Genomic DNA, 11,149 nt, shown 5'->3' with positions numbered 1-11,149 from the left:
GCACGATATGCGGAAGAAGCGTTCGTCCTTGGTCTCCGACCAGAGTTCGCGCAGGATCGCCAGCCGCGTGTTGCCGCCGTTGCGGATGATGTAGTGGTCCTCGCCGGGCCGGCGGGTGATGGCTGGCGCCGCGTCCAGGCCGCGCTCGCGGATGGACGCCTTGATTTCCTCGTAGGCGGGGTTGCGCTTCATGCGCGGGTCATGGTCGTAGGGCCGCAGCTGGTCCAGCGTCACGACCATGGGCGTGTCCGCGATCGGGTCGCTCAAGGCCGTAGCCGCTGGGCCGCTGCGCTCGAAGCCGGCCGCGAGCAGCTTGCCGGCCATGTCCTGCGAGGTCATGTCAGCCATGGCCGCACCCCTCGCAGTCCCCACGACCGCCGGCCGGCGCCATGCGGGCCTCTCGCTCGGCGCGGCGGATCTGCGCACGGGCGTTCAATTCGGCCCGGTGGTCGCTCGCGGTCGAACTGGTGTAGATCGCCGCGCAGCCGGCCTTGGTGAACTTGAGGTGCCCGCCCGGCGTGCGCTTGACGTGCCAGCCTTCACCGACCGCGAACTCGATCAGCGCGCGCAGCCGCTTGTGGCCGCGGGCCAGTTCATGTGCGTTCGCCATGGGACCTCCCGGCATCAAGAGGACGTGGCGGGCGACCGGACATTGCGGCAAATCTGTCCTGCCATTGCGGGAACAGCTCGCTCGCGAGCGCGCGCATCGTGTCGAGCGAGGCCGGCGCGACCCTGCCGGGCGGCTGGCGGTGCTCGACCCGATGCACCGGCAGGCCGCGCGTCGCGGCGCGCGGATAGGCTTCGATGGCTGGCACGTCGGTGGCGAGCACGCGGATGCCGGCATGGTCTTGGAACAGGTCGCGCAGGGCCTGCTGGATCAGTCGGGCGTTCGCCGACACCGGGTGGACGCGGTTGATGAGCAGGTGCAGCGGCGGCGGTTCGATGCCCAGGTGCCGGTACGGCGCGATGTCTTCGAGCAACTGCATGGTGCCGCGTCGAAGCTCCCGGGCCGCGAGGATTTCCGGCGTGACGGGCGACAGCGCAAGGTCGGAGGCGAGCACCGCCATCTCCAGCAGCACGGAACGCGCGCCCTGGGTGTCGATCAGCACCAGGTCGTAGAGGGGAGCAAGTGCTGGCAGCAGATGCCGCAGCCGCAGGCGGCCATCCGGCGCATGCAGCAATAAGGTGTTCAGCTCGCCCCGGTGGTCGTTGGACAGCACCAGGTCCAGGCCCGCGATGATCGTGCGGGACACGAGCTGGCCAAGGTCGCGCTCGTTGAAGGCCAACAGCTCATAGATGCCGCCCGGCGCGCGCTGGGTCAGTTCGTAGTAGGAGGACAAGGTGGGCTGCACGTCGAGATCGAGCAGCAGCACGCGCAGGCCCGCGTCCGCGGCGAGCCCGCCCAGGTTGGCGGCCGTCGTGGTCTTGCCGACGCCGCCCTTCGTTGAAATGATGGATACGACCTGCATGGCGCTCTCCGGCTGGGAATGGGAAGTCCGCGGGAGAACGGGTCAGGTCCGGTGGTTGAGGCGCTCGGCGATCCACTGGTCGATTTCGATCGAATCCCAGCCGACGGCGCGCACGCCCAGGCGCAGCGCCTGGGGAAACTGGCGCTTCTTCATCAGGTTGTAAATGTGGGCGCGTTTGAAGCCGGACTTGGCTTCGACTTCATCGAGCCGCAGGATGCGGCGCTCGTTCGGCGGGAGTACAGGGGGCTGCGACATGGCGGTCACTCCTGAACGCTCGGTGGCGTTTGTTGGCGTGACCTCTATTCAATAGACCTGGCTGCGGAAAGACATTGCAAATGCAATCTCCGCGGTTGCACATACAAGCTGGAAAAACCTCATGCGCTTGCGCTACGGACGTACTTCCTGGCGTTGGCGAACTTGCCGTTCAAGGTTCGCTCCGTGATGCCCATGGTGCCGCCGAAGTGGGCGACCAATGCCGAGACGAGTGCCTCCTGTGTTTTGAAGCTGGAATAGGGCACACCCGAAGGGGACTGGCCCAGCATCAGCGTCAGCATCCCGCCGATGATGTTGAGATACGTCGTCTCCGCTCGCTCGCTGATCTCGCATTGCTTGGAAGCCAGCAGCGCGGTGGACTGCTTGAGCAAGGTGTCGCGCTGCTCCTGCAATTCCTGCATCTGGCGACGCGCATGCTCCAGGGCCGCCTGAAGGGCCAGTCGCTCGATCAGGATCGCCTGTCCTGTTTCCAAGGTGATAAAAGGATGCGCCATGCGTTCGCCACGGCTGAACAGGAATCCTGGCCGGTGCTCGGGATAGTGGTTGCGCATCCAGCGCTTCAGATCGACATGGCGAACGGTCAGATCCGGCGACTGCAGCAGCTTCGGATCATTGAGCGTGATGCCATTCTGGCCGTAGGGCAGCTCCCCGTTGAGGATGCCGTCATAGATACGCTCCGAGTACAGCCGGCACTCATTCCATCGCGGGCAATTCAACGATGGAGGCAGGAAGCGCGGTGACGCGATCGCAGCCAGGATCATCGGCAGGTACCGCAGCAACCCGGCCCACCGTATGGCAGCCTCGATGGGACGATAGAACACCTTCGATGTTGGAATGTCCTTGTGCATGTCTTCGTCTCCTTTCGGAAGCGCTACATCACCGGCTCCTTTCTTGCCCTGCCAAGGGCTGCTGTGTCGTTATGACCTTCCGCGGGTGCCTGGGAAGATGCCCTGAACGTAGACGGGCGAGGTGATTGGTTTGGCGTCCGCTGTAGGTGGCCTCGTCTTGCTCGTTGTGCAAGAATCGATCGGTTGCCGGCCCATCGAGCGATGAGGACGAAAGCTCGATATTGGCGCTCACGGTACCAGCGTCATGCGCTGCGCTGTTCCCCGCAAAACCGATTTGGTATGGTCTGATACGGCGATGGTTTCAGAAGCTGCGATCAACGGCTTCTGTTCTCCGGGACCTAGGGTCGGCAGAGAAAATCCGGCGGTGTCATATCTGCCCCGGATGCTGATATAGCGATATAGCATCACCCGCGCAGGTCCAGATGACTGCCAACCTGAGATTCGATGCTCACAAGTCCGTAGCAGTTGGTCTACTTGCTCTCTGGTTTCGAGACTGGAAGTGTTGTCGTCCGGTCCGAGGTAGATGGGCGGGGTGATGAATGCCCTGGCATTCCAGGAAGTGGCTTTGCCTAACATGCTCATGGTAAAATTCCCCAGGCTTACTTTGGAATTCCGTTCGGGTGTACTCGGGCCGAGTTCTGGCTTTTAAATTCAACACTTTGGTCTGTCCATGACCCGTACCGCTTCGACCAACATCGCTCTGTGGTGGCGCTTCCAATAGGAAGCGGCATGTCGTTGCGGTCTTGACCGCACCTTGCCGCCGTACCGGCAGGCAAGGTTTCAAGAAGGCTCCCCGGCACGGCGGCTCCAAGATTTGAGGAGATTGCCCGATGCCCTTGGCACCCCAGCCCCGTCGTAGAACTGATGCCCCGCGCGCTGTGTCGCCGCGAGGGGTAGGTCTGTCCGCCCAGTCTCAGCACTTGGCCCTGGCATGCGGGCGCCGTCGCTGCGTCAGTACACCGCACTGGCGCACGCCAAGACATCTCTCAGGAGCCCTTGCTACCTTGAGCCAGCACATGCTCGCGCTTCGTCCATCGCAATCAACTGTCGATGTGTGTAATAAAGTGGGTAATGGAGGTTGTGTGTAATGGAAAACATTAATGAAATCAAGGACTTAGAATCATGAGACTCCTGATGATCGACAACTACGACAGCTTTACCCAGGGCGCCGCGGCGGTAGCCCCGTCCTGACGTCGAGGCTGCCCAGCCTTGCTCAAGACCCGCCCGCATGGCGGGTTTTTCTTGGATGCGCGAGGTGAACGTAGATCCGGCGGGCAGAACAGCTTTCAAGCCAGCCAGCCCCGGGCGTCCACCACCGCCTCACACTTCTCGCAGCCCACCCACGGCAGGCAGTCGCACGGCAGCTCGAAGTAATGCGCGCCCGCCTGCGCCGGCGCAGCCTTCGTCCGGACGGCCGCTGCGGGCTTGGCGGCGGCTTCCATCAGATCGCCCTGGGCCGGCAGCCAGCGCTCGAAGGCCGCCAGATTGGGAACACTCTGGACGTACCACAGCTTCTTTGCCGGATCCCAGCGGGCGCCCAGGCGCTTGGCTTCGTCCTTCTCGGCAAACGGTACGCGCAGGTAGGTTTTCATGGCGGATCACTTTCCAGTCAGGCGCGACGAGAGCCGGCGCCGTTTCTCGGCGCCCCGCTGACTCTGCCGCATGTCAAACACGAACGACGCCACAGCCACCAGCGCGGCGGCGACGCATGCGCCGATGATGATGTAACCCACGATTCCGTGCATTTTTGATCGCACCTGGATTGACGGAGATGTAACCCCGGCGTAACCCCAACGAAAAAGCCGACCCTCGCGGATCGGCCTATCTCGTTGATTTTTATGGTGCCGGTGAAAGGAATCGAACCCTCGACCTTCGCATTACAAGTGCGCTGCTCTACCAACTGAGCTACACCGGCAGATCGCCGCTTTCCGGCCACGCCGGAAACATCCCGATATGCATGGACGGCAAAGGCCGGCCTGAACTATCCTTGGGAGTGGCGCAGGCCCCGGCGAGGGCCGGATTATAAACACAAAGCGACCCAACCACGCAGCCCCTACTCAGCGCATGTCTACTGCCCAGAAGCCGGACGTCCCCAGCCTCTCTCCTGTCGGCCCGGCCAAGCCACCGATCCGCCTGCTTTTCATCGAAGACTCCGAAAACGACGTCATCCTGCTGCTGCATCGCTTCCGTAACGCAGGCTACGCCCCCACCTACCTGCAGGTGGCGTCCGAGGAGGGCCTGCTCGAGGCGCTGCAGCGCGAGAGCTGGGACGTCATCCTGTGCGATCACAACCTGCCGGGCTTCAACGCCCAGGCGGCCCTGCGCAGCACCCAGGAGCTCGGCGTCGATCTGCCCTTCATCATCGTTTCCGGGGTGATGCAGGAAGACGAGGCCATCGCCGCGATGCGCGCGGGCGCCCACGACTATCTCAGCAAGAACAAGCTCGACCGCCTGGTGCCCGCCGTCGAGCGCGAGATGCGCGAAGTCGTCAACCGCCGCGAGAAGCGCCAGGCCGAACAGACCCTGCGCCAGAGCGAGGCACGCCTGCGCGCCCTCACCGACAACATCCCCGGCGTGGTCTTCCAGATGGGCTACACGCCGGACGGCATGCTCGGCTTTCAGTATCTGTCCGAAGCCGCGACGATGCTCTTCGGCACCTCGGCCGAGGAGCTCATCGGCAGCTCGGCCGGCTGGATGAACTGGCTGCTCAACGAAGACCTGCCCGGCTTCATGGAGGCCGCCAGCGTGTCGGCCGAGAACCTCTCCACCCTCAACTGGGAAGGCCGCATCCAGCTCTCCACCGGCGAGCAGAAGTGGATCAACCTGCGCAGCTCGCCGCGCCTGTCCGAGATGGGCGCCGTGGTGTGGGAAGGCGTGATGTGGAACATCACCCACAGCAAGCACGTCGAGGCCGACCTGCGCGAATCCCGCAGCCAGCTCGCGGCCCTCTCCAACCACCTCCAGCGCATCAAGGAAGACGAGCGCGAGCGCATCGCCCGGGACGTCCACGACGTGCTCGGTGGTACCCTCGTTGCCATGAAGTTCGAGATGTCCCTGCTGGAGGCCAAGCTGGATGTGAACCTCGCCCAGGCCCGGGAGCGCGCCCGCAACGTGGGGCGGATGGTGGACGACGCCATCGCCACCGTGGGCCGCGTCACCCGCGAGCTGCGCCCTGGCATCCTCAAGGATTTCGGCCTCGCCGCGGCGATCGAATCCCAGGGCGAGGACTTCGCCCAGCGGACGGGCATCGCCTGTAACATTCTTTGTACCGACCACGACCTCGACCCGGACTACGATACGGCTCTGGCCTTCTTCCGGGTGTTCCAGGAGGCGCTGACCAACGTCAGCAAACACGCAGGCGCGACCGAGGTGAACGTGAGACTCATGCAGGAAGGTGACGAAGTGGTGCTCGAGATCGCCGATGACGGCTGCGGTCTCGCCGCAACCGATCTGCAGAAGCCCCGCTCCTTCGGCCTGCGGGGCATCCGCGAACGGCTGGCCAGTCTCGGCGGGCGCCTGGATCTCACCGACATCCAGCCCCACGGCACCCGCCTCGCCCTGCGCGCGCCCCTCCTGCCGGCCTCGCCGGACGAGCCCAACCCCACCAGGAGCCTTGCATGAGCAAGCCCATCCGCGTACTGATCGCCGACGACCACGCCATCGTCCGCCAGGGCCTGCGCCAGATCCTCTCCGACACCGCCGATCTCACCGTGGCCGGCGAAGCCGAAAACGGCGTGCAGGCCGTGCAGCTCGTCCGCTCGGGCGAGTGGGACGTGGTGCTGATGGACGTCTCGATGCCCGACCGCAACGGCATCGACGCCCTCAAGATCATCAAGAAGGAATTCCCGCGCCTGCCGGTGCTCATCCTCAGCATGTACCCCGAGGAGCAATACGCGATCCGCGCCCTCAAGGCCGGCGCGGCGGGCTACCTCACCAAGCAGAGCGCGCCGGAGCTCCTCGTCACCGCGATCCGCCAGGTGGCCAGCGGCAAGAAGTACGTCAGCCCGTCCCTCGCCGAAGAGCTCGCCAATGCCATCGGCGAAGACAGCGAACGCCCGCCCCACGAAAAGCTCTCGGATCGCGAGTATCAGACCCTGTGCATGATCGCCTCCGGCAAGACGCCCACCGAGATCGCCGAGGCCCTCAACCTCAGCGTCAAGACGGTGAGCGTCTATCGCGCACGTCTCCTCGAGAAGATGAACCTGCGCAACAACGCCGAACTCACCCACTACGGGCTCAAGCACGGCCTGGCCGAATAGCCGCCGGGTTTCATTTTTTCGTTTTTTTCTGCGACGGCCGCGCCCGACAGCCTCAAGGCATGTGGGGCACGGCCGTTATTCAACGGGCTTACCAGAAGCGCCGTCACCCACCCTCACCCGGCACCGGGGCCTGAGATGAAGATGGCAGCTCGCAAACCGCCCAGCGCAGACACGCCATGAACGAACCCAGCCATCCCTCGGACATCGCCCGCGAAGCCTTCCGTCAACTGGCCCTGCGCCGGATCGCCCCCACTCCCGACAACTACCAGACCCTCTACCACGAGATCGCCGGCACTCCCGCCGACGAAGCCTTCCCCGAGCGCGCCCTCAAGCAGATCGCCGCCTCCCTGCCCCGGCACAACCACGAAGCCCTGCGCATCGCGCGGGATTTCGACACCGCCGTTGCCCAGGCCGACTGGGCCGGGATCGGCGCGGCCATCACCAACGCCATCGCCGCCACCGACAGCCAGGGCATCAACTGGGGCTGCCTGCTGCGCGACCTGATCGCCGGATGGGACCGACGCCAGGCCGGCCTCACCCAGGCCCGCAAGCGCGAGATGCTCGACCGCGTGCTGAGCGCCTCCGGCACCAACCCGGAACGCCTCGCCGAAAGGCTCCAGGGCCTGCTGCGGGCATGGAGCCGCAACGCCGCCGACGACGAGCCGCCGGCCCCGATCGGCGATCTTGCCCCGCCGGCCCCCGTCGATCGCACCAATCCTGCCACACCGGCCTTTGCCGAGATGCTGGCCTGCCTGCTCGACAGCATCGCCAGCCAGGCCCGCCCCGCCGACGCCGATTTCGCCACCGAAGCCCGCGAGCTGGCCGTCGCCCTGCGCCAGCAGCCGCTCCGCCTTCCCGCCGACGCGCTGCAGCAGCGTCTCGACAAGCTGCGCGCCGGCCTCGAATGGGCCACCGAAGACCAGCACGCCCTGCGCGACGCCCTCCAGCGCGTGCTCCAGCTCATCCTCGAGAACATCGGCGAGCTGGTGGTGGACGACCGCTGGCTCCACGGCCAGATCACCCTGATGGGCGAGATGTTCGCCCATCCCCTCGACGTGCGCGTGCTGGGCGAACTCGAAAGCCGCCTGCGCGACGTGATCGACCGCCAGAGCGCCATCAAGCTGGAGCTCTCCGACGCCCAGCTGCGCCTCAAGGAGATGCTCTCGCGCTTCGTCGATCGGCTGGGTGAATTCACCGACTCCACCGGCGACTACCACGCCAAGATCGAACGCTCCGCCGAACGCATCGCTGCCGCCCAGGACATCGCAGAGCTCACCGACGTGATCGCCGACGTGATGCGCGAGACCCGCAGCGTGCAGGCCTCCACCGCCCGCTCCCGGGACGAGCTCGTCGCCCTGCGCAGCCGCGTGGACGAAGCCAACACCGAGATCACCCGCCTCCAGCACGAACTCGAGCAGACCAGCGAGCTCATCCGCCACGACCCGCTCACCGGCGTCCTCAACCGCAAGGGCCTCGACGAAGCCCTCGCCCGCGAGACCGCCTTCGCCCAGCGCCGCGGCACGCCTCTGTGCCTCGGGCTGCTCGACATCGACAACTTCAAGCAGATCAACGACATCCACGGCCACCAGACCGGCGACGAGGCGCTCCAGCACCTCACCGAGGTCGTCCGCGAGAACATCCGCCCGCAGGATTCCGTCGCCCGCTACGGCGGCGAAGAGTTCGTCATCCTGCTCCCCGACACCGGCCTCGAGGCCGCCGTAGCCGCCCTCGTCCGCCTGCAACGCGCCCTCACCAAGCGCTTCTTCCTGGCCCGTCAGCAAAAGCTGCTGATCACCTTCAGCGCCGGTGTCGCCCAGTTGCTCGAAGGGGAAGACCCCGAGCAGGCCCTCGACCGCGCCGACAAGGCCATGTACATCGCCAAACGCTCCGGCAAGAACCGCGTCCTCGCCGCCCACTGACAGCCGCCGGGTAGGCTGCGCGGCGCAGACTATGCTAGATTTATGGGCTTATGCGCATGTTCTCCACCCACGCCGCGGCGCTTGCCGCCCTGGCCGTCACCCTGCCGCTCCTTTCCGGTCCCGCAGCCCGGGCTGAATCCCTCGGCCGGCTGTTCCACACCCCAGCCGAACGCGCCCGCATCGACCGCCCCCCGCAGCCCGACGCCACGCCAGCCCCGCCGCCGCGCCTTGACGGCATCATCACCCGCAGCGCCGGCAGGCCCGTGATCTTCGTCGACGGCCAGGCCACCCCCGCCGACACCCGCCAGGTCCGCATCGACGACGCCAGCGCCCGCGTGACCACCCCGGACGGCCGGCACCACCTGCTGCGCGTCGGCGACTCCCCCCTCAACACCGGCGCCCCCTGATGCGCACCGGGCCCGCCCGGCGCCGGCAACGGGGGATGCTCCTGCCCGCCCTGATCGTGCTCCTCGCCGTGGGCGGCCTTGGCTGGCTGCTGTCGCGCCAGGACAGCGCCGCCCACCGGGATCTCATCCGCGAGGCCCGCACCGCCGACGCCCTCGCCACCGCCCGCGAAGCCCTCCTCGGCTACGCCGCCACCTACCGCAACCGGGAGCATGCCAACGCCGACTTCGGCTACCTGCCCTGCCCCGACCTCGACGGCGACGGCTCGTCCGAAACCTGCGGCACCAAGGGCCAGACCAGCATCGGCCGGCTGCCCTACCTCACCCTCAACCTGCCCGACCTGCGCGACGGCAACGGCGAATGCCTGTGGTACGCCGTCTCCGGCAGCTTCAAGAACAACCCCAAGCCCGACGCCCTCAACAGCGACAGCACCGGCAGCTTCCAGCTCATCGACGACGCAGGCGCCACCCGCCCCCTTGCCGGCGACCAGAGCGGCCGCGCCGCGGCCCTCGTCATTGCCGCTGGCGCCCCACAGGCAGGCCAATCCCGCAGCGCCGGCCCGGCCCGCTGCGGCGGCGACTCCGAAGCCCGCCAGGTGCGCGAATACGTCGAAGCCCTCGAAGCCGCCGACGCCCACGGCATCACCCCCGTCCGCACCAGCGCCGGCAACGACCGCCTGGCGGCGATCACCACCGACGACATCTACCGCCAGCTCAAACGCCGGCCCAGCTACGCCGGCTGGCTGCAGCAGGTAATCCAGGCCAGCGCCGACTGCCTCGCCAGCCTGCCCGCGGCGGTGGCGCCGGAGCGCGTCGGCCCGGTCGAACTCGGCCGCCTGCCCGCGCTCGACAAGCTCACCGGCACCTGCCGCAACGAAACCCTGCGCGACGCCGTCGCCAACTGGGCTGAGGCCATGCGTTACGCCCGCTGCGCAGACGGCACCGACTGCCTCGCCGGCATCGGACGGCGCTGCCGCGGCGCGCTGATTTTTGGCGGCGAACGTGCCGACGCCAGCCAGCGCCGGGTTGATCCCGCTGACCGCCTCGTCACCCGCAACTACCTCGAAGCCGACACCCTCGCCGCCCTGGCCACCGGCCAGCTCGGCAGCCTGCCCACCACCTTCGCCATCACCGCGCCCGACCGCCCGGCCAGCGCCGACATCGCCCTATGCATTCCCTGATCCACGCCGCCGCGCCCCGGCGCCACCGCGGCTTCACTCTCGTCGAGATGGCCGTCGTGCTGCTCGTCCTCACCCTCCTCGCTGGCGGGCTCACCGTCGGGTTGTCGGCCCACCTCGCCCGTCGTGCCGAAGCCGCCACCGACGACGCCCTCGGCGAAGCCCGCGACGCACTGCTCGGCTTCGTGGTACGCAAGGGCTATCTCCCCTGCCCCGCCAAAAGCGCCACCGACGGCGCCGAAGACCGCGTAAGCCCCACCGCCTGCCGCAAGCAGAATGGCCTGCTGCCCTGGGCCACCCTCGGCATCACCGGGCTGGACGGCTGGTCCCGCCGCCTCCGCTACGCCGTCGCCGCGCCATACGTGCAGCCGATCCGCAACGTCGTGACGGGCGAAAAAGCCGACCTCGCCGATGGCGATCTCGACATCAAGACCCGCAACCTCGACGGCGCCGAGCTCTTCCTCACCACTACGGGCGGCAAGAGCCCCGCGGTGATCCTCTCCCACGGCGCCAACGGCCTCGGCGCCACCGACCAGCAAGGCAACGTGCTCGCTGCGCCACCCGAAGGCAGCGACGAAGCCAGCAACGCCAGCGCCGATGGCAAGCTGTTCTTCAGCCGGCCAGCCTCCGACAACCCCGCAGCCCCCGGCGGCAGCTTCGACGACCGCGTCACCTGGCTGTCGCCCAACCTGCTCGCCCACCGCCTCATCAGCGCCGGCACGCTGCCCTGAGCCCCACCCCTGCAGATGCACCACGCTGCGCACTACGACACACATCCCGACAATCAGCCCGGCGCAGC

General features: G+C 67.0%; 14 protein-coding genes and 1 tRNA gene. 6 read left to right on the top strand and 9 right to left on the bottom strand.

What is annotated here, in order from left to right:
• The 9 genes from Q0672_RS17685 to Q0672_RS17645 all read right to left on the bottom strand — a co-directional run.
• A partial coding sequence (locus Q0672_RS17685; protein WP_298624356.1) for a ParB family protein occupies positions 1 to 348 on the bottom strand: 348 nt, incomplete at its 3' end.
• Positions 341 to 610 (bottom strand): hypothetical protein, encoded by a 270-nt coding sequence (locus tag Q0672_RS17680; RefSeq protein ID WP_003050422.1) that lies wholly within the window; start codon positions 608 to 610, stop codon positions 341 to 343. The genes Q0672_RS17680 and Q0672_RS17685, both read right to left, overlap by 8 nt.
• Positions 594 to 1,469 (bottom strand): ParA family protein, encoded by an 876-nt coding sequence (locus Q0672_RS17675; RefSeq protein ID WP_003050424.1) that lies wholly within the window; start codon positions 1,467 to 1,469, stop codon positions 594 to 596. Before Q0672_RS17675 ends, Q0672_RS17680 begins: the two co-directional genes overlap by 17 nt.
• A gap of 42 nt (positions 1,470 to 1,511) precedes the next feature.
• A complete protein-coding gene (locus Q0672_RS17670) occupies positions 1,512 to 1,724 on the bottom strand; it encodes an AlpA family transcriptional regulator (RefSeq protein WP_003050427.1) in 213 nt (70 codons plus the stop codon).
• A gap of 119 nt (positions 1,725 to 1,843) precedes the next feature.
• Entirely contained in the window at positions 1,844 to 2,590 is a 747-nt protein-coding gene (locus Q0672_RS17665; RefSeq protein WP_003050429.1) for a hypothetical protein, read from the bottom strand.
• A gap of 228 nt (positions 2,591 to 2,818) precedes the next feature.
• Entirely contained in the window at positions 2,819 to 3,172 is a 354-nt protein-coding gene (locus tag Q0672_RS17660; protein WP_128457255.1) for a hypothetical protein, read from the bottom strand.
• 704 nt (positions 3,173 to 3,876) lie between these two features.
• Positions 3,877 to 4,182: a DUF5710 domain-containing protein gene (locus Q0672_RS17655; RefSeq protein WP_298624347.1), complete on the bottom strand. Its 306-nt coding sequence runs from the start codon at positions 4,180 to 4,182 to the stop codon at positions 3,877 to 3,879.
• A gap of 6 nt (positions 4,183 to 4,188) precedes the next feature.
• The gene (locus Q0672_RS17650; RefSeq protein WP_298624345.1) at positions 4,189 to 4,323 is read right to left on the bottom strand and encodes a hypothetical protein; all 135 of its coding nucleotides are present in this window, start codon (positions 4,321 to 4,323) and stop codon (positions 4,189 to 4,191) included.
• Between the two features lie 106 nt (positions 4,324 to 4,429).
• A tRNA-Thr gene (locus tag Q0672_RS17645) sits at positions 4,430 to 4,505 on the bottom strand.
• 149 nt (positions 4,506 to 4,654) lie between these two features.
• Here Q0672_RS17645 and Q0672_RS17640 point away from each other — a divergent pair.
• The 6 genes from Q0672_RS17640 (at position 4,655) to Q0672_RS17615 (ending at position 11,081) form a co-directional block, all read left to right on the top strand.
• Positions 4,655 to 6,211 carry a histidine kinase gene (locus Q0672_RS17640; protein WP_298624343.1) on the top strand — a complete coding sequence of 519 codons (1,557 nt, stop codon included), beginning with the start codon at positions 4,655 to 4,657 and terminating at the stop codon, positions 6,209 to 6,211.
• The gene (locus tag Q0672_RS17635; RefSeq protein ID WP_153161186.1) at positions 6,208 to 6,849 is read left to right on the top strand and encodes a response regulator transcription factor; all 642 of its coding nucleotides are present in this window, start codon (positions 6,208 to 6,210) and stop codon (positions 6,847 to 6,849) included. Before Q0672_RS17640 ends, Q0672_RS17635 begins: the two co-directional genes overlap by 4 nt.
• 176 nt (positions 6,850 to 7,025) lie before the next feature.
• The gene (locus Q0672_RS17630; protein ID WP_298624341.1) at positions 7,026 to 8,768 is read left to right on the top strand and encodes a diguanylate cyclase; all 1,743 of its coding nucleotides are present in this window, start codon (positions 7,026 to 7,028) and stop codon (positions 8,766 to 8,768) included.
• A 56-nt stretch (positions 8,769 to 8,824) separates the two neighbouring features.
• On the top strand, positions 8,825 to 9,175 hold the full coding sequence (locus tag Q0672_RS17625; RefSeq protein ID WP_153161184.1) for a hypothetical protein: 351 nt from the start codon (positions 8,825 to 8,827) through the stop codon (positions 9,173 to 9,175).
• A 35-nt stretch (positions 9,176 to 9,210) separates the two neighbouring features.
• Entirely contained in the window at positions 9,211 to 10,353 is a 1,143-nt protein-coding gene (locus tag Q0672_RS17620; RefSeq protein ID WP_298624339.1) for a hypothetical protein, read from the top strand.
• Entirely contained in the window at positions 10,341 to 11,081 is a 741-nt protein-coding gene (locus tag Q0672_RS17615) for a prepilin-type N-terminal cleavage/methylation domain-containing protein (protein ID WP_298624337.1), read from the top strand. Before Q0672_RS17620 ends, Q0672_RS17615 begins: the two co-directional genes overlap by 13 nt.
• Positions 11,082 to 11,149: the final 68 nt, after the last annotated feature.

The sequence above is a fragment of the uncultured Zoogloea sp. genome, from assembly GCF_937894855.1.
In the GTDB taxonomy this organism is placed as follows: Bacteria; Pseudomonadota; Gammaproteobacteria; order Burkholderiales; family Rhodocyclaceae; genus Zoogloea; species Zoogloea oryzae.
The sequence above is the reverse complement of the archived record's forward strand: the minus strand, read 5'-3'. Positions and strand labels throughout refer to the sequence as shown.

Excerpts from the sequence above, each read along its gene's own strand:
- Q0672_RS17680 (WP_003050422.1), bottom strand. The coding sequence starts at position 610 with ATGGCGAACGCACATGAACTGGCCCGCGGCCACAAGCGGCTGCGCGCG.
- Q0672_RS17675 (WP_003050424.1), bottom strand. The coding sequence starts at position 1,469 with ATGCAGGTCGTATCCATCATTTCAACGAAGGGCGGCGTCGGCAAGACC.
- Q0672_RS17670 (WP_003050427.1), bottom strand. The coding sequence starts at position 1,724 with ATGTCGCAGCCCCCTGTACTCCCGCCGAACGAGCGCCGCATCCTGCGG.
- Q0672_RS17665 (WP_003050429.1), bottom strand. The coding sequence starts at position 2,590 with ATGCACAAGGACATTCCAACATCGAAGGTGTTCTATCGTCCCATCGAG.
- Q0672_RS17660 (WP_128457255.1), bottom strand. The coding sequence starts at position 3,172 with ATGAGCATGTTAGGCAAAGCCACTTCCTGGAATGCCAGGGCATTCATC.
- Q0672_RS17655 (WP_298624347.1), bottom strand. The coding sequence starts at position 4,182 with ATGAAAACCTACCTGCGCGTACCGTTTGCCGAGAAGGACGAAGCCAAG.
- Q0672_RS17640 (WP_298624343.1), top strand. The coding sequence starts at position 4,655 with ATGTCTACTGCCCAGAAGCCGGACGTCCCCAGCCTCTCTCCTGTCGGC.
- Q0672_RS17635 (WP_153161186.1), top strand. The coding sequence starts at position 6,208 with ATGAGCAAGCCCATCCGCGTACTGATCGCCGACGACCACGCCATCGTC.
- Q0672_RS17630 (WP_298624341.1), top strand. The coding sequence starts at position 7,026 with ATGAACGAACCCAGCCATCCCTCGGACATCGCCCGCGAAGCCTTCCGT.
- Q0672_RS17625 (WP_153161184.1), top strand. The coding sequence starts at position 8,825 with ATGTTCTCCACCCACGCCGCGGCGCTTGCCGCCCTGGCCGTCACCCTG.
- Q0672_RS17620 (WP_298624339.1), top strand. The coding sequence starts at position 9,211 with ATGCTCCTGCCCGCCCTGATCGTGCTCCTCGCCGTGGGCGGCCTTGGC.
- Q0672_RS17615 (WP_298624337.1), top strand. The coding sequence starts at position 10,341 with ATGCATTCCCTGATCCACGCCGCCGCGCCCCGGCGCCACCGCGGCTTC.